The 21,989-nt window shown below is 74.6% G+C and carries 21 protein-coding genes and 1 riboswitch; of the genes, 7 read left to right on the forward strand and 14 right to left on the reverse strand.

Annotation, left to right across the window (positions count from 1 at the left end):
• Positions 1-231: 231 nt before the first annotated feature.
• The 3 genes from rpsI to truA form a co-directional block, all read right to left on the reverse strand.
• Positions 232-732: a 30S ribosomal protein S9 gene (gene rpsI, locus Y09_RS07000; RefSeq protein WP_053917097.1), complete on the reverse strand. Its 501-nt coding sequence runs from the start codon at positions 730-732 to the stop codon at positions 232-234.
• 51 nt (positions 733-783) lie between these two features.
• Positions 784-1,227, reverse strand: coding sequence for a 50S ribosomal protein L13 (rplM, locus tag Y09_RS07005; protein WP_010550278.1), 444 nt, complete (start codon positions 1,225-1,227; stop codon positions 784-786).
• Positions 1,228-1,589: 362 nt separating this feature from the next.
• Complete coding sequence (truA, locus tag Y09_RS07010) at positions 1,590-2,513, reverse strand: tRNA pseudouridine(38-40) synthase TruA (protein ID WP_010550279.1); 924 nt, start codon at positions 2,511-2,513, stop codon at positions 1,590-1,592.
• Positions 2,514-2,597: 84 nt separating this feature from the next.
• Here truA and purD point away from each other — a divergent pair, with 84 nt between their 5' ends.
• Both purD and Y09_RS07020 read left to right on the forward strand, forming a co-directional pair.
• Complete coding sequence (purD, locus tag Y09_RS07015; RefSeq protein WP_053917098.1) at positions 2,598-3,878, forward strand: phosphoribosylamine--glycine ligase; 1,281 nt, start codon at positions 2,598-2,600, stop codon at positions 3,876-3,878.
• Entirely contained in the window at positions 3,875-4,798 is a 924-nt protein-coding gene (locus Y09_RS07020) for a phosphoribosylaminoimidazolesuccinocarboxamide synthase (RefSeq protein WP_053917099.1), read from the forward strand. The genes purD and Y09_RS07020 overlap by 4 nt, the downstream gene beginning before the upstream one ends.
• Positions 4,799-4,925: 127 nt before the next feature.
• Here Y09_RS07020 and Y09_RS07025 read toward each other — a convergent pair whose 3' ends face one another.
• The 5 genes from Y09_RS07025 to Y09_RS07045 form a co-directional block, all read right to left on the reverse strand.
• Positions 4,926-7,496 carry an ATP-binding cassette domain-containing protein gene (locus Y09_RS07025; protein WP_234695658.1) on the reverse strand — a complete coding sequence of 857 codons (2,571 nt, stop codon included), beginning with the start codon at positions 7,494-7,496 and terminating at the stop codon, positions 4,926-4,928.
• A 79-nt stretch (positions 7,497-7,575) separates the two neighbouring features.
• Positions 7,576-8,277: an ECF transporter S component gene (locus tag Y09_RS07030; RefSeq protein WP_053917101.1), complete on the reverse strand. Its 702-nt coding sequence runs from the start codon at positions 8,275-8,277 to the stop codon at positions 7,576-7,578.
• On the reverse strand, positions 8,274-9,011 hold the full coding sequence (locus tag Y09_RS07035) for a YkoF family thiamine/hydroxymethylpyrimidine-binding protein (protein WP_053917102.1): 738 nt from the start codon (positions 9,009-9,011) through the stop codon (positions 8,274-8,276). Before Y09_RS07035 ends, Y09_RS07030 begins: the two co-directional genes overlap by 4 nt.
• 37 nt (positions 9,012-9,048) lie before the next feature.
• A riboswitch (TPP riboswitch) is annotated at positions 9,049-9,157 on the reverse strand.
• A gap of 49 nt (positions 9,158-9,206) precedes the next feature.
• Complete coding sequence (locus Y09_RS07040; RefSeq protein WP_053917103.1) at positions 9,207-9,815, reverse strand: protein-L-isoaspartate O-methyltransferase; 609 nt, start codon at positions 9,813-9,815, stop codon at positions 9,207-9,209.
• Positions 9,816-9,822: 7 nt separating this feature from the next.
• Positions 9,823-10,572, reverse strand: a complete 750-nt coding sequence (locus tag Y09_RS07045; protein ID WP_053917104.1) for an MBL fold metallo-hydrolase — start codon at positions 10,570-10,572, stop codon at positions 9,823-9,825.
• Between the two features lie 217 nt (positions 10,573-10,789).
• Between Y09_RS07045 and purS the strand changes: the two genes are divergently transcribed.
• Both purS and purQ read left to right on the forward strand, forming a co-directional pair.
• On the forward strand, positions 10,790-11,059 hold the full coding sequence (purS, locus tag Y09_RS07050) for a phosphoribosylformylglycinamidine synthase subunit PurS (protein ID WP_053917105.1): 270 nt from the start codon (positions 10,790-10,792) through the stop codon (positions 11,057-11,059).
• The gene (gene purQ / locus Y09_RS07055; protein ID WP_010550288.1) at positions 11,059-11,784 is read left to right on the forward strand and encodes a phosphoribosylformylglycinamidine synthase subunit PurQ; all 726 of its coding nucleotides are present in this window, start codon (positions 11,059-11,061) and stop codon (positions 11,782-11,784) included. The genes purS and purQ overlap by 1 nt, the downstream gene beginning before the upstream one ends.
• A gap of 135 nt (positions 11,785-11,919) precedes the next feature.
• Here the strand turns inward: purQ and Y09_RS07060 are convergent, their stop codons facing one another.
• Together Y09_RS07060 and Y09_RS07065 are read right to left on the reverse strand one after the other, a co-directional pair.
• Positions 11,920-13,185: a class I SAM-dependent methyltransferase gene (locus Y09_RS07060; RefSeq protein WP_053917106.1), complete on the reverse strand. Its 1,266-nt coding sequence runs from the start codon at positions 13,183-13,185 to the stop codon at positions 11,920-11,922.
• Positions 13,186-13,284: 99 nt separating this feature from the next.
• Positions 13,285-14,379 carry a pirin family protein gene (locus Y09_RS07065; protein ID WP_053917107.1) on the reverse strand — a complete coding sequence of 365 codons (1,095 nt, stop codon included), beginning with the start codon at positions 14,377-14,379 and terminating at the stop codon, positions 13,285-13,287.
• Positions 14,380-14,413: 34 nt separating this feature from the next.
• Between Y09_RS07065 and Y09_RS07070 the strand changes: the two genes are divergently transcribed.
• Positions 14,414-15,544, forward strand: a complete 1,131-nt coding sequence (locus Y09_RS07070; protein ID WP_053917108.1) for a serine hydrolase — start codon at positions 14,414-14,416, stop codon at positions 15,542-15,544.
• Positions 15,545-15,569: 25 nt separating this feature from the next.
• On the opposite strand, the gene Y09_RS07075 is transcribed toward Y09_RS07070, so the two are convergent.
• Positions 15,570-15,968, reverse strand: coding sequence for an MmcQ/YjbR family DNA-binding protein (locus tag Y09_RS07075; RefSeq protein ID WP_010550292.1), 399 nt, complete (start codon positions 15,966-15,968; stop codon positions 15,570-15,572).
• Between the two features lie 87 nt (positions 15,969-16,055).
• Here Y09_RS07075 and Y09_RS07080 point away from each other — a divergent pair, with 87 nt between their 5' ends.
• Both Y09_RS07080 and Y09_RS07085 read left to right on the forward strand, forming a co-directional pair.
• A complete protein-coding gene (locus Y09_RS07080; protein ID WP_053917109.1) occupies positions 16,056-16,256 on the forward strand; it encodes a hypothetical protein in 201 nt (66 codons plus the stop codon).
• Between the two features lie 150 nt (positions 16,257-16,406).
• Positions 16,407-17,366 carry a nucleoside hydrolase gene (locus tag Y09_RS07085; protein ID WP_053917110.1) on the forward strand — a complete coding sequence of 320 codons (960 nt, stop codon included), beginning with the start codon at positions 16,407-16,409 and terminating at the stop codon, positions 17,364-17,366.
• Positions 17,367-17,385: 19 nt separating this feature from the next.
• Here the strand turns inward: Y09_RS07085 and Y09_RS07090 are convergent, their stop codons facing one another.
• From Y09_RS07090 to Y09_RS07100, 3 genes are all read right to left on the reverse strand, one after another.
• The gene (locus Y09_RS07090) at positions 17,386-19,125 is read right to left on the reverse strand and encodes an HNH endonuclease signature motif containing protein (RefSeq protein ID WP_234695659.1); all 1,740 of its coding nucleotides are present in this window, start codon (positions 19,123-19,125) and stop codon (positions 17,386-17,388) included.
• Positions 19,126-19,538: 413 nt separating this feature from the next.
• Positions 19,539-20,636, reverse strand: coding sequence for a MaoC/PaaZ C-terminal domain-containing protein (locus Y09_RS07095; protein WP_053917112.1), 1,098 nt, complete (start codon positions 20,634-20,636; stop codon positions 19,539-19,541).
• Positions 20,633-21,985, reverse strand: a complete 1,353-nt coding sequence (locus Y09_RS07100) for a 3-oxoacyl-ACP reductase (protein WP_053917113.1) — start codon at positions 21,983-21,985, stop codon at positions 20,633-20,635. The genes Y09_RS07095 and Y09_RS07100 overlap by 4 nt, the downstream gene beginning before the upstream one ends.
• Positions 21,986-21,989: the final 4 nt, after the last annotated feature.

Raw genomic sequence — 21,989 nt, forward strand, 5'->3', positions numbered from 1 at the left:
CCTGGCTGACAGTGCACTGACCGCTTGACACCGCCATATCGGCGTAGCGGTACGCCATACGCCACCACCTGACCACCCCCGCCCCGACAGCCGACTCCACCACCGACCTCGCCCCCGGCACGCCGCGATGCCTCGCCCGCGAACCGCCCCGAACGCGACGATGCCCCCGACCCGGAGGTCGAGGGCATCGTGCGTACTGCGCAGGTGGGGCGGAGCGCTGCTCCGCGCCGATCAGCGCTTGGAGTACTGCGGCGCCTTGCGGGCCTTCTTGAGGCCTGCCTTCTTGCGCTCGATGATGCGCGCGTCGCGACGGAGGAAGCCAGCCTTCTTGAGGGTCGGGCGGTTGTGCTCCTCGTCGATCTGGTTCAGCGCGCGGGCAACGCCGAGGCGCACGGCCCCGGCCTGGCCGGACGGGCCGCCGCCGTTGAGGCGCACGATCACGTCGAAGCGGCCCTGGAGCTCGAGGACCGTGAACGGGTCGTTGACCTCCTGCTGGTGCAGCTTGTTCGGGAAGTAGTTCTCGAGCGAGCGGCCGTTGATGGTCCACTGGCCGGAGCCGGGGACCAGGCGGACACGGGCGATCGCACGCTTGCGACGGCCGGTGCCGTAGCCGGGGGCGGTGGCCGACTGGCCGGTGCCGACGGCGGCCTCGCCGGCCGACTCGGTGGTGAAGCTCGAGGGGGCCGACTCGTCGGTCACGGCCTCGAGGGACTCGGGGGTGGTCTCAGTCACGGTTCTCCTTGGTTCTTCCGTGTGGCAGGGCGGAGTGGCGGGAGCCCCCGCTTACTGCGCCACCTGGTCGATGGTGAAGGGGACGGGCTGCTGAGCGCTGTGGGGATGCTCGGAACCCGAGTAGATCTTGAGCTTCTTGATCTGCTGATCAGCGAGCTTGTTCTTGGGGAGCATGCCGCGGATGGCCTTCTCCACTGCCTTCTCGGGATTCTTCTCGAGGAGCTCGGAGTAGGGGACGCCGCGGAGGCCGCCCGGGTAGCCGGAATGGCGGTAGGCGAGCTTCGCCTCACGCTTGTTGCCGGTCAGCGCGACCTTGTCGGCGTTGATGATGATGACGAAGTCGCCCGCATCCACATGGGGTGCGAAGACCGGCTTGTGCTTCCCCCGCAGGAGCTGGGCAGCCTGGGAAGCGAGCCGGCCGAGGACGACATCCGTTGCGTCGATGACGTACCAGGAACGCTCGACATCGCCGGGCTTCGGGGTGAACGTACGCACTCGTGCCTTCTTCTCTCGTGGTGGTGCCAGGTCGGCAGGACGCCGTCCGGGCACGGTTCGAATGGACCGTGGGCACGCTTCCTTCGGGTAAAAGCATGGCCCCTGTGGCTGTACCCGGCCCGCTCCGCTGACCATGCGACGGCGGGCCTGGATGTGGGTGAGATCCCGATCGCGCCGCACCGTGAGAGAACGGCAGCGGAGTCGGGCACACATCGAGGCACAACGACCGCTCATCCTACGGGCCGCGCGGAGGGAGCGTCAACGCAGGACGGGGCCGGGGAGTGTGATCTCCGACCGGTCTCGCGGCGGCCCGCTCGCGCCCGCCGGAGGGTGCTCGCTCGCGGCCGCTCACGCCCGAGCGCTCACTCCGCGACGGCGACGTCCTCGACCGGCAGCGGCGCGCGGAGGGTGCGCGTGCGGGCGGCCCAGGCGGCGAGCTCCTCGTCGGGCGGATAGGCGACGTGGTCGAGGGTCAGGCCCTGCGGCGGGCAGAGCGGGGCGGCGCCGGCCCCGTCCCGGGTCGAGGACTCGCGGGTGCGGGCGGCCAGGACCTCGGCGGGCCAGCTCTCGGGGCGCCGCCCCTCCCCCACCCCGAGCAGCGCGCCGACGAGGGAGCGGACCATGTGGTGGCAGAAGGCGTCGGCGACGACGGTCGCGACGATCAGGCCCTCGTCGGCCCGCCCCTCTCCGGGCCGCTCCCAGCGCAGCTCCCGTAGCTCGCGCACCGTGGTCGCGCCCTCGCGCGGGCGGCAGTAGGAGAGGAAGTCGTGCTCGCCCAGCAGCGGCTCGCTCGCCCGCGCCATCGCCTGCACGTCCAGCGGTCGACGGTGGCGCAGCACGTCCCGTCGCAGCGGGTCGTGGGCGGCGGGGCCGTCGGAGATCCGGTAGCGGTAGCGGCGCCACAGCGCCCCGAAGCGGGCGTCGAACTCGGAGGTGACCTCGCGGGCGACGTGGACGACGACGTCGTCCGGCAGCACCCCGGCCAGGCGTGTGACGAGCGCCTCGGCGGGGCTGCGGTCGGAGCGGCCGGGGATCGTGGCGAGCACGTCGCGGGGCAGGTCGAGATGGCAGACCTGGCCGCGGGCGTGGACGCCGGCGTCGGTGCGGCCGGCGACGGTGACCCTCGCGGGCACGCGCGCGATGCGGGAGAGGGCGGCCTCGAGCTCGCCCTGGACGGTGCGCTGCCCGGGCTGGGCGGCCCAGCCGTGGAAGTCGGTGCCGTCGTAGGAGAGGTCCAGGCGCAGCCGTGCGGTGGCGGGGGCGGGATCCGGGATCTCTGCGGGCATGCGCTCGATCGTAACGGCGGCCCCGATCCTCCGCAGTGCGGGCACCTGATCGGGATCGGCACGGTGCTGGTTACGCTGGCCCGCGTGAAGATCCTCGTCATCGGCTCCGGAGGCCGCGAGCATGCGATCATCCGTCGCCTCGCCGCCGACCGCCCCGCCCCCGAGCTGCACGCCGCCCCCGGCAATCCCGGGATCGCGCAGCTCGCGACCTGCCACGACGTCGCCGTCGCGGACCTCGCCGGCCAGGTGCTCCTGGCCGACGAGCTGCGGCCCGACCTGGTGGTGATCGGCCCGGAGGCACCGCTCGTCGCGGGCGCCGCGGACCGTCTGCGCGAGGCCGGGCACACCGTGTTCGGCCCCTCCGCCGAGGCCGCGAACCTCGAGGGCTCCAAGTCCTGGGCGAAGGAGATCATGGCCGCCGCGGGCGTGCCGACCGCCGCCTCCGTCACGGTCACCGCGCCCGAGCAGCTCGACGCGGGCCTGGATCGCGTGAACCCGCTGGGCGATGTGCCCTTCGTGGTCAAGGCCGACGGTCTCGCCGCCGGCAAGGGCGTCGTGGTCACCCCCGCCCGGGACGTCGCCGTGGCGCATGCCGAGGCCGTGCTCGCCTCGGGCGGCCAGGTCGTGCTCGAGGAGTACCTCGACGGCCCCGAGGTGTCGCTGTTCTGCGTGAGCGACGGCACGCGGGTCCTGCCGCTGGCCCCCGCACAGGACTTCAAGCGCGCGCTCGACGGCGACGAGGGCCCCAACACCGGCGGCATGGGCGCCTACTCACCGCTTCCCTGGGCCCCCGAGGGCCTGGCCCGGGAGGTCGTGACCGCCGTCGCCCAGCCCACGATCGACGAGCTCGCCGCCCGCGGCATCCCCTTCTCCGGGATCCTGTACTGCGGCCTCGCCCTCACCTCCCGCGGCCTGCGCGTGGTGGAGTTCAACGCCCGCTTCGGCGATCCCGAGACCCAGGTGGTCCTCGAGCGCCTCGCCTCCCCCTTCGCGCCGCTGCTGCTGGCCGCCGCCCGCGGCGACCTCTCCGCCGTCGACGCCCCCGAGTGGGTCGAGGGCGCCGCGGTGACGGTGGTGGTGGCCTCGGCCGGCTATCCCGTCTCCGCGCAGATCGGCGATCCGATCACCGGGATCGAGGAGGCCGAGCGCCTCGGCGCGCACGTGATCCACGCGGGCACGGCGCTGGACGCCGACGGGGTGCTGGTCAGCGCCGGCGGCCGGGTCCTGACGGTGGTCGGCGCCGGCGCGGACCTCACGGCCGCCCGTGAGCTCGCCCTCGCCGGCGCTCGCGCGATCGAGCTCGAGGGCTCCCACCACCGGGGCGACATCGCCCTCGCCGCCGCCGAGGGGAGCGTGAGCGCATGAGCGCCGTCTCCTCCTCCGACGCGCCGCTGATCGAGGCCCCGGACCTGCCGGGCTGGGACCACGTCGTCTCCGGCAAGGTGCGCGAGCTGTACGTCCCCGCCGGCGCGGATCCCGCGACCGCCGAGGAGGTGCTGGTCCTGGCGACCGACCGCATCAGCGCCTACGACCACTCCCTCCAGCCGGGGATCCCGGACAAGGGCCGCCTGCTCACCGGGATCAGCCTGTTCTGGTTCGAGCAGCTCGCGGACCTCGTCCCCCACCACGTGCTCTCCGCCTCCGACGTGCCGGAGCAGGTGGCCGGGCGGGCGCTGCGCTGCCGCGGCCTGGACATGGTGCCGCTGGAGTGCATCGCCCGCGGCTACCTGACGGGCTCGGGCCTGGCCGACTACCGGGCCGGCGGCTCGGTGGGCGGGCACGTGCTGCCGTCCGGTCTCGTGGAGGCCTCGCGCCTGGACCCGGCGCTGTTCACCCCGTCGACGAAGGCGGAGGCCGGGGCGCACGACGAGAACATCACCGTCGCCCAGGCCCGGGACCTGCTCGGGACGGAGCTGACCGAGCAGCTCGAGCGGATGACCCTCGCGGTCTACGAGCGCGCGCGCACCCTCGCCGGGGAGCGCGGGATCGTGCTGGCGGACACGAAGCTCGAGTTCGGCCGCTCCCGCATCGACGGCACGCTGGTGCTCGGCGACGAGGTGCTCACCCCCGACTCCTCCCGCTTCTGGTCCGCGGACACCTACCAGGAGGGCCGCGTCCAGCCGAGCCTGGACAAGCAGTTCGTGCGCGACTGGCTCACCTCCCCCGCCTCCGGCTGGTCGAAGGGCTCGAACACACCGCCGCCCGAGCTGCCCGCCGAGGTGGTCGCCCAGACCCGTGCCCGCTACGTCGAGGCCTACGAGCGCCTGACCGGCACGAGCTTCTGAGGCGCCCGGCGACCGGCGGGGCGGGCGTCGCCTCCACGTGGACGCTGCTGCGCGGGGCCCCGCCGCGCTGCGCCGCTGAGGCGCGGGCCTCGACGAGACTGTCAGGGGCGTCCACCCGGCTCCTCGCTCAGCCGGCGAGGGCAAGCACCGCGGCGACCGCGAGCACGACCCCGACCACCAGCGCGCCGTCGGCCCGGGTGAGCGCGGCGGTGCGCCACTGCGTGCGCTCCCCCGTGCCCAGTCCCCGGCTCTCGAGCGCGAAGGCGATCCTCGTCGAGGAGCGGATCGCGTCGACCAGCAGCGCGAAGGCGCATCGCGCCATCGCCCGCGGCCCGAGCCGGCCGGGGGTCCCGTCGGCCGACGGGGGTCGGCGCAGCCGGTGGGCGCGGGTGATCGTCGCCCAGCGCCGCGGCAGGTCCTCGAGGAGACGCTGGCCGGCAAGGAGCGCGAGCGCGATGCGGGCCGGGAGGCGGGCATGGGTGCGCAGGCTGGTCATGGTGCGGCCGGGATCGCTCGCGCGCACGACGGCGACCGCCCCGAGCCCGATCACCAGCGCCCTCAGCGCGAGCGCGGCGCCGAGCACGATCCCCTCGCTGGTCACGCGCACGGGCAGGTCGGGCCAGGGCTCGTGGCCGGGTCGGCTGAGCACGTTGACCATGAGCACCCCGGCCGCGAACAGCACGAAGGGGGCCTGCGCGCGGGCCAGCGCGAGCGGCCCGAGGCGGAGCCCGAGCATCGTCCCCGCGGCGAGCAGCGCGTAGAGCACCAGCAGCGGCGCCGGATCGGTCAGCGTGATGCAGACGATGCTGAGCGCTGTGAGCAGGCCGAGCAGCACGGTCGGATCGCGCCGTGCGAGCGGGGCCCGCGGCCGGGCGGGCGGGTCGAGCGCCGTCCGGGGCCGGGCGAGCGGGTCGAGCGCCGTCCGCGGCGCCGGGTCGTCGGCGGGCGCGGAGCTCTGCTGCTCGGAGAGCGGGGATCCCGCCCCCGGCGAGAGCGAGCCGTCGGCGCGCACAGGGGCCGACGAGCCCGCCCGCTCGGCCTCGGTGCCCTCGCGGGGGTGCGGGCCCAGCCGGTCCGCGACCCGCAGCCCGGCCCGGCGCAGCAGCGCGTCATCGGCCAGCAGGTCGCTCGGGGCGAGGGGGCCGACGAGCCGTCCGTCGGCGATCACCACGACGTCGTCCGCGGCCTCGAGGCTGCGCAGGTCGTGGGTGGTCATGACCACGCCGCGTCCCGCGTCGGCCGCCTCCCGCAGGAGGGAGAGGACGGCCTCCTGCGCGGAGCGGTCCAGGCCGTAGCCGGGCTCGTCGGCCAGCAGCACGGGCCGGTCGGCGAGCAGCATCGCGCCGAGGGAGAGGCGGCGCTGCTGCCCGCCGGAGAGGCGGTAGGGGCTCTGCGCCGCGTGGTCGGCGAGGTCGAGGCGCTCGAGCATCGCGCGCCGCACGTCCTGCGGGGCGCCGCTCGCGGCGAGCTCGTCCTCGACCGTGTCGGCGACGAACTGGGACTCGGGCCGCTGGAGCACGAGGCCCGCCGCCGCGCCCTCGAGAGTCCCGGCGCGCAGCGGGTCCAGCCGGGAGAGGGCCCCGAGCAGCGTGGACTTCCCGGCGCCGTTGCGGCCGACGACCGCGAGCAGACGCCCGGCGCGGATCTCGAGGTCCGCGCCGGTGAGCACGGCATCATCGCCCCGACCGGACGCATCGGGCGGGCCGAGCGTCGCGTCACGGAGATGCAGCAGCACCTCCGAGCGAGGTGTCGCGGCCGTCAGGGGCACGGAGACGGTCCCGATGGGCTCGGGGGCGCCGATCCGCTCCTCGATCTCGCGCGGCAGCCAGCACCCCTGCTCCCGCAGGGCGGGTCCGTGGGCGGTGAGCACCTCGCGCGTCGGCCCGTCGGCGAGCACCCGGCCGGAGCGGTCCAGCGCCACGGTCCGTGCGGGGAGCCCGTCCAGGCCCCGCTCCCCCGCCCAGTCGTCCAGGCGGTGCTCGACCAGCAGCAGCGCGCAGCCGGTCTGATCCGTCGCGGCGTCGACGGCGCTCCGCACCGCGGCCACGCCCTCGGCGTCCAGCATGGCGGTGGGCTCGTCGAGCAAGAGCAGCCGGGGCCGCGCGGCGATCGCGGCGGCGAGCGAGGCCCGCTGCAGCTGTCCGCCGGAGAGCGTCGCGGCGGAGCGGTGCGCGAGCTCGCCCACGCCCATCGCGCTGAGCACCTCGTGGACCCGCGGCCCGATCCGCTCCGGAGGCGTGCAGGCGCTCTCGAGCGGGAGCGCGACGTCGTCGGCGATCAGGGGGAGGCAGACCCCGTCGACCGGGTCCTGGCCGAGATGGCCGAGCACGGGCGCGGTCGCGAGGACCCCGCCCGCCACCGGGTCGATCGCGCCCGGGCCCTCGTCGAAGCCATCGGCCGCACCGCCGGCCGTGCCGTCGTGCGGTCCTCCGGCCATGCCGTCGGCCGGGTCCCCGGCCGTGCCGTGAAACAGACGCACCCTTCCGGTGACCCGACCGCGCTGATGGGACGGGATCGCCCCGGCGAGCACCCGCAGCAGGGTCGACTTGCCCGAGCCGGACGGTCCCAGCAGCAGCACCTGCTCGCCCGCACGGATCTCGCCGCTCCAGGGTCCGACGCCGGCCCCCGAGGGCAGCACCGCCTCGAGCCCCTCGGCCACCAGCACCCGGGGCTCGCCGGCGGGAGCCGGTGCCCGCACAGGGCCCGGCTCCTGCTCCGGGGCCTGCCGATGCTCGGGGCCCTGCACCCGGCCTGGGGCCGCTCCCGCGGCGTGCGCCTCAGCGGACACGGCGCTCGGGGATCCGTGCCGCGCCCGCGGCACCGATCGCGAAGTCGGCGAGCACGCCGGTGCGCTCGAGCGCGCGGACGATCACCCGGGCCAGCAGACCGCCGAGCACGATCCCGGACAGCACCTGCACGCCGAGCCGGAGCGCGAGCAGGTCCTGGCCGTACCAGCCCATCCGGTACGCGGTCCAGAAGAACACCAGCCCCGCGCCGAGCGCACCGGAGGCGGCGAACACGCCCCAGCCGAAGCGGCGGTAGCGGGTCAGGGCGAAGGGCAGCTCGGAGCCGATCCCCTGCAGCGCCGCGGAGAGCAGCAGCAGGGGGCCGACGGGGCTGCCGAGGAAGACCACCTCGATGACCGCGGCGAGCATCTCGGCGAGGATCCCCACACCCGGTCGGCGCAGGATCGCGATCGCGACCGGCGCCACCAGCAGCCAGGAGCCGAACACGAGGTGCTGGGCGAGGTCCCCGGCCGGGCCCATCGCGATCGCCAGGCCGTTCCAGGCTTGCACGAACACCCAGTACAGGAAGCCGAACACGACGCCGAGCACCACCACGAGCACGAGCTCGCGCAGGCTCAGCGGGGTGTGGCGACGGGACGTGCCGGCAGGGGCGGTCGCGCCGGCGTCGGCAGGCGCCGCGGCGGGCGCTGCGGAGTCGTTCGCGGGCGCGGCGGTGCCGTGCTCCTCGGTCATCGCGCCTCCTCCCGGCCCTCGTCGCCGGCGGCCGGTGCGTCGGCGCCCGGTGCGTCGGCGCCCGCCGCGAGCTCCCGCACCTCGTGCGAGGGGCTGTTCAGCGAGAGCGTCAGGTGGCTGGTGACGTGCTGGACGCCGCGGCCGACGAGCAGCCAGCCGGCGAGCGCGGTGGCGATCACGTCGCCGGCGTCGCCCTCGAGCCGGGTGACGAAGTGCTCGGAGCCGCAGAAGGTGCCGAGCTCCTTCGTATGGTCGATCGCGGCGTGGATGTCGCGCATGTGGTCGGGGGCGGTGCCGTCGACGGCGACCTCGTCGGCCAGCGGGTACAGCGCCCACTCGGCGCTCGCGAAGCGTCCGGTGCTCCGCGGCTGCGGCACCTCGGTCGCGCGGGGGCCCGCGCCGCCGGGCAGCTCGCATTCCACCTCGCCGGGGCAGCCGCGCGAGAGGAGCACGGAGAGGGTCGCGTGGTGGCCGGTGCGGGCGAGCGCCTCGGCCAGGTCGATCAGGACGCGCTGGAGGTGGGCCTCGTGGCCGCCGAGATAGGTCGAGACGTCCCCGGTCTCGTGCACGAGGCCGGTGAGGTCCAGCCGGGAGAGGACGCCTTCGAGGATCCGGGCGTAGTCCTCGCTCATCACGGCGGCGGTGACGCGGGCGCCGACCCCGAAGCCGAGCGGGGTCGCGGCCGGGCCGCCGGAGGGGGCGGGCGCGGTGGGGGCGGTGGGCGATGAGGTCACGGTCCATGCCTTTCGTACGGGCACGGGCGCGCGGCGACGATCGCTCGGCGGAGCTCCCTGCGCCGGCATGATCCGGATCAGGTTCTACGGTCGGAGTTCGAGTACTCCCTCTCAGCCCGGCCTACCGGACTCCCGTGCACGCCCCGCACCATACCGGTCCGGTCCGGCGCACGCTCCTCGTGTCCGGCGCTGCGTTCAGCGGGTCGTCGGCGGGTCCTCGACGAGGGGGACGAAGACGTAGGCGCCGTGCTCGCTCGCGGCGACCTCCTCGCCGCGGCGCTCCAGGCGCAGCATCCGCTCGCGCACGGGGATCACCATCACGCCGCCGTCCGCGAGCTGCGCGATCAGGCTCCGCGGCACGGCGTCGGCCTGCGCGGAGACGAGGATCCGGTCGTACGGCGCGCCCTCCGGCGCGCCGAGCACGCCGGGGTGCGCGAGTCGGATCTCGGCACTCGCCGTCCCCGCGTCCGCTGTCCCGGCGAGCGCGGCCCGGGCCGGGCTGATCAGCTCGGCGCGCCGCTCGACGCCGATCACCCTCCCCTCCGGTCCGCACAGCCGGGCGAGCAGCGCCGTCGTCCATCCCGATCCCGCGCCGAGGTCGAGCACTCGCTGCCCCGGTCGCACGTCGAGCAGGGCGAGCATGTTCCGCACCGTCGTGGGCTGGGAGTTCGTCTGGCCGTGACCGATCGGCAGGGGCCGGTCCTCGCCGGCGAGCCGCCGCAGCTCCTCGGGGAGGAACCGTTGCCGGTCGGTCGCCGCGAGCGCCTCCTCGAGGCGGCGCTCGCTCTCGGCCCGGTGCGACATGGCGCCGTCAGCTCCCGGCGACCTCGACGACGCCGTCCTCCGGCCAGTCCCGCACCTCGGTGCCCTCGGGGGCGAGGTTCGTGGCCTGGCGCAGGTAGATCGGTCGTCCGAGGTCGCTCGCGACCGCGTCGTGGACGGGCAGGGCGAGCCGCGGGCCGACGGCGCGGAGGAACTCGATGGTCTCGGACATCTTCGACCAGGGCGCGGTGACGGCGAAGGCGAGGACGTCGATGCCGTGGAACTCGGGGACCGGCTCGAGGGAGTCCCCGGTGATGCCGAGCCGCGGCCCGTCCCCGGCGGACAGGACGATCCCGCAGTTCCCGATCCGCGGGATGTCGGGGTGGATGATGGCGTGGCGTCCGCCGACGGCCTCGAGCCGCAGCGACGGGTGGTCGCCGACGGGCGTGAAGCGGTGCGCCTCCCCCGCCGCGAGCGGGATCACCCGCTCCTGCGCGACGAGGGGCCCGCCGCTCCCCTCGTCGCCGCCGTCGGAGGCATCGGCGGCGGTGAGCACCCGGGCGGTCTCCGGCTCGGCGATCACCTCGGCGTCGGACGCGGCGGCGAGCACCTCGCCCAGCAGCGCGGGGTCGACGTGGTCGGGGTGCTGATGGGTGATCACCACGGCGTCGAGGCTCGAGAGCTCCTCGGCGCCCAGGCCCCGCACCGCATCGGCGCTGAAGCCGCCCGGATCCACGAGCAGGCGTCGCCCGGCGGTCTCCACGAGCAGGCAGGAATGGACGAGGTGGCGGATCTTCATCGGGTCCTCCCGGGGGTCGAGGTCGCGTGCCTCGAACCTAGTCCCCGTCGGCCGGGACGTGCCAGGGCCGCGGGGGCGTCCGGTCGGGAGGACACCGCCGTGGGCGCCCCGTCGGCACGGCCGCGTTCCTCGGTACGATGGGGCCCTCGGGCCGCGCCCGAGCACCAGCCCCCGGCACGCCGCCGCGCGCGCCACACGTCCCCTCAGGAGTGCCCCCATGCCACGTGTCGTGGTCCACGTCATGCCGAAGCCGGAGATCCTCGACCCGCAGGGCAAGGCGGTCGCCGCCGCGCTGCCCCGCCTGGGCTTCGAGGGCATCGCCTCGGTGCGCCAGGGCAAGCGGTTCGAGCTCGAGGTCGAGGGCGAGGTCACCGACGAGGTGCTCGCCTCCCTGCGCGAGGCCGCCGAGACCCTGCTGTCGAACCCGGTGATCGAGGACGTCGTCTCGATCGACGTGGAGGACCCCTCCGCGAAGGGCGCGGCCTGATGCGCATCGGTGTGGTGACCTTCCCCGGCACGCTCGACGACCGCGACGCGCTGCGCGCCGTGCGGCTCGGCGGCGCCGAGCCGGTCGCGCTGTGGCACGGCGACGATTCGCTGCACGAGGTCGACGCGGTCGTGCTGCCCGGCGGCTTCTCCTACGGCGACTACCTGCGGGCCGGGGCGATCAGCCGCTTCGCCCCCGTGATGGACAAGGTGGTCGACGCCGCGAACGGCGGCATGCCCGTCCTCGGCATCTGCAACGGCTTCCAGATCCTCTGCGAGACGCATCTGCTGCCCGGCGCGATGATCAAAAACGCGCACCGTGCGTTCATCTGCCGCGACCAGCCGCTGGCCGTGGAGAACAACCGCACCGCCTGGACCTCCGGCTACGAGGCCGGCCAGGTCATCCGGGTCCCGCTGAAGAACCAGGACGGCCAGTACGTGGCCGACGAGCGCACCCTGGCCCAGCTCGAGGACGAGGGCCGTGTGGTCTTCCGCTACGCCGCCGGCGCCACTCACGGCCCGGCCGGCTTCGAGCAGAACCCCAACGGCTCGCGCCACGACATCGCGGGCGTCACCAACGCCGCGGGCAACGTCGTGGGCCTCATGCCGCACCCGGAGCACGCGGTCGAGCCCGGCTTCGGGCCCGACGAGCCCGGCGCGGGCACCCGCACCGGCACCGACGGACTGACCATGTTCAGCTCGGTGCTGCGCAGCATGGTGGCCTGAGCGGCGACATCACGGCATCGGCCTCGGGCCGACGCACGACACCGGAAGGGCGGGACCTCATGGTCCCGCCCTTCTCGTCGTCCCTGGCCGTCCTCCCCGGGGAGGGCCGTCCTCCCCGGGGAGCCGTCGGCGCCGTCAGGCCCTGACCGCGCTCAGCACCGTGAAGCGGCGGTCGCGGGCGCGCTGGCGGACGGCACCGAAGCGAGCCTCGACCTCCGGCCGGTAGCGCAGATGGGAGTTGTGCACGAACCACAGCTGCCCGCCGGGACGCAGCACGCGGGCCGCGGCGTCGAGGAGGCCCTGGACGAGCGTCGCGTCGACCACGGTGCCGTCGTGGAAGGGCGGGTTCAGCAGCACCAGGTCGGCGGCGGCCTCCTCGCACCGGGAGAGTGAGACATCCCAGGTCACCTCCACCCCTTCGCGGTCCAGCCCGGAGGCGGCGAGGGTCGCGCGGGTCGAGGCGACCGCATCGGCGTCGTCGTCGCTGCCGAGCACCCGCATCCCCGGCAGCGCGGCGGCGAGATACGCGGTGAGCAGGCCGTTGCCGCAGCCGAGGTCCACCGCGAGGGGCAGGTCGCCGGCGTCCCCGTCCGCGCGGGCCATCGCGTTCTCCCCGGCTCCGTCCTCCGCGGCGGCGGCGGACCGCTCGTCGCCCGTCCCGAGCTCCCCGCCGACGACCGCTCGATCGAGCGCCTCGAGCAGCAGGAGGGAGCCGGCGTCGGCCCGGGCCCCGCCGAACACGCCGCCGAGGCCGCGCAGCGCGAGCGCCTGCTCCTGCCCGCGCACCGCGACGCGCGCCTCACCGGTCGCGGGCTGCGCGGCGTCGACGTCGGCGCGCGGCCCGGAGGCGACGAGGGCGCGGGACTTGCCCAGTCCGCGCGAGCCGCGCACCTCGGAGAACACGGCGGCGAGGGTGTCGTTCTGGGAATGGGTCATGTGCTTGACGCGGCCGCCGGCGACGAGGGTGAGGTCATCCCGCCCGCTGCGCTCCGCGACGACCGCGAGGCGTCGGGCGAGGTCCTCGAGCGCGGCGAGGGACTTCGGCAGACGGGCCAGCGCGAGATGCGCCTCGGCCCCGGCCGCGAAATCCTCGAGCGGGGCGGGCTCCGCGCCCGTCAGCAGCACGAGGCGCCCGGCCTCTAGCGGACCGGGCAGCAGCGCGGCGAGCGCGTCGGTCTCCGCGCGGGAGCTGGTCCAGGACAGGACCCGCGCGCCGGGGTGGTCGGCGACGAGCTCGAGCGCATCGGCGGTCAGCACACCGGTGGTATCCCCGATCACGAGCATGTCGCAGGGGCAGCCGATCTCGCCGTGCTCCTGGGCGGCGCGCAGGATCACCCGCTCGGTCTGGTCAGGGGCGGGGAGCTCGTCGGTCGGCTCGGGCTGGGCAGCGGTGCTGGTCATGAGGTCTCTCGTGCAGTGGGATGGAGGGCAGGGACGTCGGGTGCACGGCGGGGGCGTGCGGCATTCGTCGGAGGCGTGGGCGCGGCCCGCGCGTCGGTCTCAGGCGGGCATGCCCCGCCGTCCCCGCGAGCGCAGGCGCCCGCCCGGCAGCCTCGGGGCGGGCAGCGCGGCGGGGGTGTGTGGGGCGAAGGGGCCGAACTGCTCGTCGTCCTCGGCGAGTCCCCCGCGCTCGCGGACGATCGGCGCGATCGGCGCGTCCTCGAGCGCGAGCTCGACGCCGATCTCGGCCTGGTAGCGGGCGCGGAACGCCTCGATCTCCTCGTGGGAGCGGCCCACGAAGTTCCACCACATGATGATGTCCTCGCCCAGGGGCTCCCCGGACAGCAGCATCAGGCGGAGGTCCTCGTCGCCGGTCACCTCGATCTCGAGGTGGTCGACGTCGTCGGGCAGGACCATCAGCTCGCGCGGCGCGACATCGGCGCGCAGCGACCGGGCCGACGGCTCGTCGCCCGTCCCGCCCGTCGCAGGTCCCGTCCCGCGGGCCGTCGTGAGCCGCGCGGTGCCGCGGTCCACGAGCACGCCGTGCTCGTGTCCCGGGTCGAGGTCGAGCCGCAGCGTGCTCCCGGCGCGCAGCTCGAGCTGGGCCATGCCGAGGTCGGTGTCGGTGACGACGGGGCTCGCGTCCTCGAGCAGGTCCCCGTCGCCGTCGACGCCGTGCAGCGTCCCGAGGCCCCAACGGGCGCGGGCGGTGCCGGTCGCGACCTCCGTCGGGGTGTGGACGAGGAACTCCTGCTCGCGGAAGCGGGTCCGGTCCGGCAGGGCGAACCAGAGCTGGACGCCGTGCAGCACGGTGGTGTCGTTCGCGGAGAACTCCGAGTGGGTGATGCCGGAGCCGGCGACCATGAGGTCCACGTCGCCGGGCCGCACCAGGGCGTGGCTGCCGATCGAGTCGCGGTGCGTGATCGCCCCGTCGAACAGCCAGGACACGGTCGCGAGCCCGGTGTGCGGGTGGCGGGCCACGCGCATCCCGTCGGTCGCGGAGACGTCGTCGGGACCGAAGTGGTCCACGAAGCACCAGGCGCCGATGAGGGAGGTGCGCCGGGCGGGCAGCGTGCGGTGCACGGTCATGCCGCGCGGTCCGCCGAGCGGGACCTCACGCGGCTCCAGCAGCACGAAGTCCTCGAAGGTGGTCATGGTCCGAGTCTAGGCGCGCGTCTACTCTGGCCCCATGTCGACGTCGACCCCGCCCGCCGTCCGCCTGCTCGAGTCCGCGATCGATGCCGGCACCGTGCCCGGCGGGATCATCGCCCACGGCCATGATCCGGAGCCCGTCGCCCGCGGCCGGGTCGCGCCGGGAGCGGCGACCTCTCCTGCTTTCCCGCTCGATGCGATCGTGCGCATCCAGTCGATGACCAAGGCGATCCAGGCCGTCGCAGCGCTGCGCCTGGTCGAACGGGGCGTGCTCGCGCTCGACTCACCGGTCGCTCCCTGGCTCCCCGAGCTCGCCGCCCCGCGCGTGCTCCCCCGCCCTGACGCCGACATCGACCGGGCCGTCCCCTCCCCCACCGAGATCACGCTCCGCCACCTGCTGACCTGCACCTCCGGGCTCGGGATCGCGACCGCGGAGGGTCCGCTGCAGCGGACGATGGCGCAGGCCGGCCTCGAGGCGGGCTCGGCGCCGTGGTCCCTCGCGGCCGACGAATGGCTCGCGGCGCTCGGCGCGCTGCCGCTGGCGGGCGAGCCCGGTCGAGTGTGGCGCTACCACCACTCCTTCTCCGTGCTCGGGATCCTGCTGTCCCGGGTGACCGGATCGCCGCTGGACGCGCACCTGCGCGCGGACCTGCTGGAGCCGCTCGGGATGGTCGACACCGGCTCCTTCGTCCCCGCGGCGCAGCACCATCGTCTGCCGCCCTCCTTCACCGTCGAGGACGGCGAGCTCGTAGAGGTCGAGGCTGCGGGCGGCGGCCCGCTCGTCGGCCCGCCGGGCGGGGACGTCTCCCACGGCGAGCTCGTCTCGACCGCGGCGGACTACCTGCGATTCCTGCGCGCGCTGCGGGACGGGGAGCTGCTCTCCCCGGAGCACCTCGCGATGATGACGACCGACCAGGTGCCCGCCGAGGTCAAGCGGCCCGACTCGTTCTATCCCGGCTTCTGGGACGGGACGGGCTGGGGCTTCGGGGTCAGCGTCGTCACCGGAGGGGAGCATCGCGGCCGCTGGGGCTGGTCCGGCGGGTGCGGCACGGACTTCTTCGTCGACGCCGACGGGACGATCGGGCTGCTGCTCGCGCAGGTCGAGATCGGCGAGCACCTCATGCCGCTGCTCGAGGCGTTCCAGGAGCTGCCGACGCCGCCGAGCTGAGTCGGCCGCGGGCCCTGCCTCCAGCTCAGCCCTCCCGCGCCTCCAGCTCGGCGATCAGCCGCGCCGGGGCGACGGTGCGGTAGGACTCCTCGATCAGCTCGGCAAGCTCGACGAGGTCGGTCGCCTCGTCCAGGTCGATGCCGAGCCAGCCCGACGGGCCGAGATAGGCGGGCACGTAGCTGCGGGGCTCCTCGGCGAGCGCGGCCCGTTCCCGGGGCGGGAGGTGCAGCATCACGGACTGCTCATGAGGAACCCACTCCCCGTCGACCTTGAGGGATCCGCCGTAGTAGCAGTGCACCTTCACGGTGTGGAAGGCGGGCCGGCCATGGCTGATCTTCTCCTTCGCCCCGGGCAGGGCGAGCGCGATCTCCCGGACGCGCTCGAGCCACGGATCGTCGTCGTCGAACATCTGCGGATGCGCCATGAAGAGATCCTCCGCTCTCCTGCGGCCCGAGGGAAGGGATTCCGGAAGCGGCCTCTGTCGCGCCGGGGAGCATGGTGGGATGGGCGCATGGACACCGCCCCCTTCGTCGTCCTCCTGCTCGTGGCGCTGATCGACCTCGTCCTCGCGGCCTGGTTCATCGGCCAGGGCCTGCGTGCCGGGGCGAACTCCGCCGAGGGCCGGCCCCGACTGCTGGCGGGGAGCATGCTGATCCCGGGCGCGCTCCTCATCGCCGTCCTCGCGTTCGTCCTGTTCGGGCCGATGGGCTGACGTATTCCAGCGCCTCGAGAGCCCGCCGCTCTCCGCTTGTCGCACGATACGAGCGTCACCGGTCCGAGCCCGCGCTGGCGGGAGGCGCCGGCCGTCTCGCCACAGTCGGCGGCCGGACCACGAGCATCCGCGCCTCCGTAGGCTGACCCCATGGCACTCCCCCTCCTGGTCGACTGCGACACCGGCATCGACGACGCGATCGCCCTGACCTATCTCGCCTGCCGGGACGACGCGGAGGTCGCCGGGATCGTCTCGACCGGCGGGAACGTCCCGGCCGCGACCGTGCACCGCAACAACCTCGCGCTCTCGGAGCTGCTGGGCGTGGACGCGCCGGTCGCCCTCGGCGCGGACCGTCCGCTGGTCGAGCCGCCGATGTTCGCCGAGGACACCCACGGAGCGGGCGGGCTCGGCCACGCCGTGCTGCCCGAGGCCACCCGCGCGGAGGATCCCCGCTCGGGGGCGCAGCTGTGGGTGGACCTGGCGCGGGAGCGGCCCGGGGAGCTCGTCGGCCTGGTGCTCGGACCGCACACGAATCTCGCTCTGGCGCTGGAGATCGAGCCGGAGCTGCCGCGGCTGCTGCGCCGGCTGCACGTGATGGGCGGTGCGATCAACCATCGCGGCAACACCGGTGCGACCAGCGAGTGGAACATCGCGGTGGACCCGGAGGCGGCGCAGCGTGTGGTCGCCGCCTTCGCCTCGGCGCCGCAGCTGCCGGTGCTGGGCGCGCTGCAGGCGACCGAGCAGATCGTCTTCACCGGTGCGGAGCTCGAGCGGCTCGAGGCCCTCGCCGCGCGCTCAGCGCATCCGGTCGCGCGGATCCTCGCCGAAGCGGTGCGCTTCTACTTCGAGTTCCACCAGGCCGACGGCTTCGGCTGGACCGCGCACGTACACGATCCGCTGGTCACCGCGCACGCCCTGACCGGGGAGTTCGCGAGCACCCGGCCGCTCCCCGTGGACGTCGAGCTGGCGGGGACGCTGACCCGTGGCCAGACCGTCGGTGACGAGCTGGGGCGGTGGGGTCGAGGGCCGACGGTGGAGCTGCTCGACGAGGTCCGGCCCGCCGAGTTCGTCGAGCACCTGCTGGGAACGCTCGAGGCCGGTCTGGGCTGAGGGTGCCGACGGCTCGGCCTCAGGCCGCGTCCTGCTCGGGTGGCCGTGCGCGTGAACCAGTGGGCGGCAGGACCACGAGGTAGTCCACCCGGGCCGCTCTTCTCCCTGCGGGAGGATGCGGCCGCACTGTGCCCCCTGGTCGCGACGTCGCGGGCTCTGCGTCGGGAGCGGACCCTTCGCCGAGAGGCCGCACGTCCTCGGGGTGCACCTCGGCAGCCTGCACCTCGCCGTCCTCCTCCACTGCACGGAGCTCCGGCAGCGCGAAGAGCCGGTGCACCGGGGTGAGCACGTCATGGTCGGGCTCCGCGGGGCCTCCCTCGCCGACGTCCGGGACAGCCGGTGCCTTTCCCGCTTTCCGCAGCGCCGTGCCGACGGGGTCGAAGTTCACGCCGCGCCGCCTTGCGGTCTGTCCATAGCGGGTCGTCCATTCGACCGTGCGTCGTGTGCCGTCCTCGTCGGTGATCACCCGAGCTGTCGCGCACGCCGCCTCCTTCTGGTTGTCGGCGGCGCAGAGCCCGTTGCCGTTGTCGAGGCTCGTCGGCCCGCCCTGCGACCAGGGGACGATGTGGTCGATCTGCCGAATGCTCGCATCGCAGTGCGGAGCCCGGCAGGTCTGGTGCGCGTAGCGGAGGAGGCGGCCGAGGCCGGCCGGGAACGCCCGTGATCGGGACTCCACTGCGACGAGCTGCCCGTCCTCCGCGTCCTGGAGGAGCTTCCGCAGCGCGAGGACGACCTCGGGATCCGGGTGCTCGAGCGCGCGCAGCATCTCCTCGCGGATGTGCTCGTACGGGACCGCGCCGAGGCCCTCCACGGTCGCGGCGTCGGCATGGCCGGGCGCGAGCAGGGAGCGGTCGGTGATGATCACGCCGATGTCGACCACAGGGAGCTCGCCTCCCTCGCCGCGGCCGAGGACCGTGTCGGCGAGGAGATCGGCCATGATCTGCTGGTGACCGCGCCGGTCGCCGTCGGCCCGCGACCGCTCGGCGGCCACCGACAGCGTCTTGCGGATCCGCGCGGCGTCGAGGCCGGGCAGATGCGCGGTCAGGGTCGCCATGCCGTGCCGTCCGCGGCGCACGGTGACGCTGCGCTCCCGTCGCGCCACGCGGTGACGCGCGGCCGCAACCTCGGGGTCCAGCGCGTGGAGGATCCGCGCGGCCTCGTCGCCCCATTCCCCCGGTCCGCAGTCCTCGAGGTCCGCGAGATGCGCGCCGAGGATCCGGTCCACCTGCTCCCGCTGTTCAGGCGTCGCCGGCCCCATCGCCCGCCCCACCTGGTGACCTGCGGCGGGCATCGCCCGCCCCTGGGCGAGAGCCCCTAGCACGCGCGGCATCGAACGGACCAGCCGCCTGCACGAGGACATGCTCTGCCCCGCGGCCGACGTGGACTTCTTCAGCGCGGCTGCAGCCTCCGCACGCGCGACCCTCTGCGCCTGCCGGGGCGTCTCCCCGCGCTCGAGGCTGTCGTCCGCGACCGCCGCCTCGAGACTGACGAGGGCACGCGCCTCGATCGCCGCCACCGCGCCGGAGAGCTTCCGCAGCTCCGTCAGCAGGGCGATCGTCCGCTGCGCGTCGAGCGCCTCGAGATCGGCCGATCCTCGCTCCCCGAGCCGTGCGAGCGCCGCCTTGGCCTGGATGACGTCGATGCCGTCGACGACGAGCTCCTCGACCCCCGCGGCGAGGCTCGGCGCGCCACCGGGCCGACGGGACTCCCCGTCGGACTCCGGAGGCTCCACGGCCCCACCGTACGAATCGAATGACATGCCTGTATTTTCGCAGGTCTGTTCGATGAACGGAAGAGCTGCGTCATCACTACTGATCAGTAGTCCGGAATTGTGGAAAACCATCCTGTGTGGAGGAGACGTGACGCTCACGCACCTCACAGCCATGGGTCCGGTCGCCGCGATCGGCCGGAGGGAACGGGCGTCGCCGACCCCACATCGTTTCGAACGTCGCCTGACTCCTGTTCGCGCTCTCGACCGATCACCGCTCGAAGAATCAGCAGGAACACCGACAGCGCGAGCGGCGGTGATCGACGGGGGCATCCCGTCGACCACCGCCGCTGCAGACCCCGAGGCCGAGGTCACCGGTCCCCCAGGGGCTCGCCCCCGCCCTGCCCACCGCTCGCGCGATGAGCGGCGCGGACACCGTCGAGACCGCCCCGACCCCGCCCCGTCTACCGCCCGAGCGTCGTCACCTCGACCTCGAAGCAGCGCCGCGGCCCCTTCTCCCCGCGGGCGGGCTTCCAGCCCACGCACCGTGCGGTCCCGACCGACGGATCGTCCTCGAAGGCTACGAGCACGGAGCCGGGCAGCGTGACCGGGGCGTCGAACGTGACGTCCCAGCGCAGCGGCTTCGACAGGTCCACCCTCGCCTCGGTGAAGGCGCGCGAAGCGGTGTACATCCCGTGCGCGATCGCCGAGGGGAAGCCGAAGGCCTTCGCGGTGACGGCGGAGAGGTGGATCGGGTTCACGTCGCCGGAGACCGCGCCGTAGCGCCGTCCGGTGTCCGCACCGAGCACCCAGCGGCCCGTCGGCTGCGGCGGTTCGAAGTCGCGCCTCGACCGCCCGCCGACCGACGTCGCGGCGTCCGCACCCGTCGCCCCGGCGCTCGCGGCCGACGACGCGGCACCCGAGGGCACGGCACCGGAGGACGGGGTACTGGAAGACGCGGCGCTGGAAGACGCGGCGCTGGACGGCGCCGTGCCCGAGGGCTCCGCCGCGGCCGGCTTCCCGCCCTTGACGAGATAGGTGGAGACGTCGGTGGCGATGATCTCGCCGTCCTCGCCGAGGATCGTCGAGACCGCCTCGAAGGTGCGGCCCTTGCGGTGCGGGCGCAGGTCCCGCACCCGGCACTCGACGTCCACGAGATCGCCCACCTTCACGGGCCGGTGCTGGAGCACCTGGTTGCGCAGGTGCACGAGGCCCAGCAGCGGGAAGGGGAAGTCGCGCCGGGCCATGAGCGCGAGCGAGACGGGGAAGGCGAGCACGTGCAGCACGCCGGGGTGGACCAGGTCCGTCGCGGGACCGCCCATCAGGTGGTCGAAGTCGCGGGCGCGCTCGGCGTCGATCCGCACCTTCCTCACCCGGTAGGCGATGCTCGGCAGCGTCTCCGCGCCACCGCCCTTTCCGCCCTTCCCGCGCTTCCCGCCGAGGCGGGAGCGCGGGTCGAGCGCGGCGGCGTAGATCGCGGGGAACGAGGGGACGTCGGAGAGTTCCTTGACCTGCTCCGGCGCGTTCACGGTACGCGCCGCGGCGCCCTGCCCCGCGCTCACTTGCCCACCATGTTCTGGCCGCACACGCGCAGGGTCTCGCCCTGCACGCCGCCCGCCTCGTCGCTCGCGAGGAAGGCGATCGCCTCGGCGACGTCTACGGGCAGGCCGCCCTGCTGCAGCGAGTTCACACGCCGGGCGACCTCGCGGGTCAGCGGCGGCATCTTCGCGGTCATCTCGGTCTCGATGAAGCCGGGCGCGACCGCGTTCGCGGTGCCGCCGAGCGGGGCGAGACGTCCCGAGAGCGCGTCGACGAAGGCCATCACACCCGCCTTGGACGCGGCGTAGTTGGTCTGGCCGCGGTTGCCGGCGATGCCGCTGGTGGAGGCGAGCGAGACGATGCGCGGCTGCGCGCCGAGCACGCCGCCTCCCTCGCCCTGGGCCTCGAGCAGCGCCTCGGTGAGCGCGATCTGGCTTGTGATGTTCACGGCGAGCACCGGGTCCCAGCGGTCCGGGGTCATGTTGGCGAACAGCTTGTCCCGGGTGATGCCGGCGTTGAGCACCAGCACGTCGAGGGTCAGCCCCTTCTCGTGCAGGAACTCGACCACGCGGCGCCCGGCGTCGGCGGAGGTGACGTCGAGCTGGAGCGGGATCGCGCGCAGCTCATTGGCCAGGCGTGCGAGCTCGGTACCCGCGCCGGGGACGTCGAGCACCACGAGCCGTGCTCCGTCGGCCGCGAGGGTGCGGGCGATGGCCGCGCCGATGCCGCGCGCAGCCCCGGTGACCAGCGCCGTGCGCCCGGCGAGCGGGAGCGAGGCGTTCTCGGTCGTGCTGCCCGCCTCGGTGGAGACGGTCAGCAGCTGGCCGGTGATGAAGGCGCTGCGGGCGGAGAGGAAGAAGCGCAGCGCGCCGACGGCGCCGGGGGCGTTGGCCCCGACCCCGTCGGCCAGCAGGATGCCGTTGGCGGTCGCGCCGCCGCGCATCTCGTGCGCGACCGAGCGCAGGAACCCCTCGATACCGCCGCGGGCGGCGTCGCGTGCGGGCTCCTCGCCCGTCGCGGGTCGGGAGATCGTCACCAGGCGCGCGCCCGGTGCGAGGGAGCGCATCGCCCCGGCGAGCGGGAGCAGCAGCGGCCCGAGCTCCGCGGGGGCGGCGAGCTCGTCGGCCACGACGATCACCGAGCCGATCGAGCGCAGGTCCTCGACACGGCGGCGCACGTCGGCGCCGCCCTCGAGGAGTCGGTGGGCGACCGCGTCCGCGCCGGCGGAGGTGCCGAGCACGACGACGGGGCCGAGCACGGGCGCCGGGCGGTCCTCGCGGCGCAGGAGCCGGGAGGGGCGGGGCAGGCCCAGCTGCTTGGCGAGCATGCCGCCGGGGGCGGAGCGGATGAAGCGGGTGTAGGCGTCGGCCATGGGG

The organism is Brachybacterium sp. SW0106-09, from assembly GCF_001293905.1.
Lineage (GTDB): Bacteria > Actinomycetota > Actinomycetes > Actinomycetales > Dermabacteraceae > Brachybacterium > Brachybacterium conglomeratum.

Excerpts from the sequence above, each read along its gene's own strand:
- truA (WP_010550279.1), bottom strand. The coding sequence starts at position 2,513 with ATGCCCGCAGAGATCCCGGATCCCGCCCCCGCCACCGCACGGCTGCGC.
- Y09_RS07020 (WP_053917099.1), top strand. The coding sequence starts at position 3,875 with ATGAGCGCCGTCTCCTCCTCCGACGCGCCGCTGATCGAGGCCCCGGAC.
- Y09_RS07030 (WP_053917101.1), bottom strand. The coding sequence starts at position 8,277 with ATGACCGAGGAGCACGGCACCGCCGCGCCCGCGAACGACTCCGCAGCG.
- Y09_RS07040 (WP_053917103.1), bottom strand. The coding sequence starts at position 9,815 with ATGTCGCACCGGGCCGAGAGCGAGCGCCGCCTCGAGGAGGCGCTCGCG.
- Y09_RS07045 (WP_053917104.1), bottom strand. The coding sequence starts at position 10,572 with ATGAAGATCCGCCACCTCGTCCATTCCTGCCTGCTCGTGGAGACCGCC.
- purS (WP_053917105.1), top strand. The coding sequence starts at position 10,790 with ATGCCACGTGTCGTGGTCCACGTCATGCCGAAGCCGGAGATCCTCGAC.
- purQ (WP_010550288.1), top strand. The coding sequence starts at position 11,059 with ATGCGCATCGGTGTGGTGACCTTCCCCGGCACGCTCGACGACCGCGAC.
- Y09_RS07060 (WP_053917106.1), bottom strand. The coding sequence starts at position 13,185 with ATGACCAGCACCGCTGCCCAGCCCGAGCCGACCGACGAGCTCCCCGCC.
- Y09_RS07065 (WP_053917107.1), bottom strand. The coding sequence starts at position 14,379 with ATGACCACCTTCGAGGACTTCGTGCTGCTGGAGCCGCGTGAGGTCCCG.
- Y09_RS07070 (WP_053917108.1), top strand. The coding sequence starts at position 14,414 with ATGTCGACGTCGACCCCGCCCGCCGTCCGCCTGCTCGAGTCCGCGATC.
- Y09_RS07075 (WP_010550292.1), bottom strand. The coding sequence starts at position 15,968 with ATGGCGCATCCGCAGATGTTCGACGACGACGATCCGTGGCTCGAGCGC.
- Y09_RS07080 (WP_053917109.1), top strand. The coding sequence starts at position 16,056 with ATGGACACCGCCCCCTTCGTCGTCCTCCTGCTCGTGGCGCTGATCGAC.
- Y09_RS07085 (WP_053917110.1), top strand. The coding sequence starts at position 16,407 with ATGGCACTCCCCCTCCTGGTCGACTGCGACACCGGCATCGACGACGCG.
- Y09_RS07090 (WP_234695659.1), bottom strand. The coding sequence starts at position 19,125 with ATGTCATTCGATTCGTACGGTGGGGCCGTGGAGCCTCCGGAGTCCGAC.
- Y09_RS07100 (WP_053917113.1), bottom strand. The coding sequence starts at position 21,985 with ATGGCCGACGCCTACACCCGCTTCATCCGCTCCGCCCCCGGCGGCATG.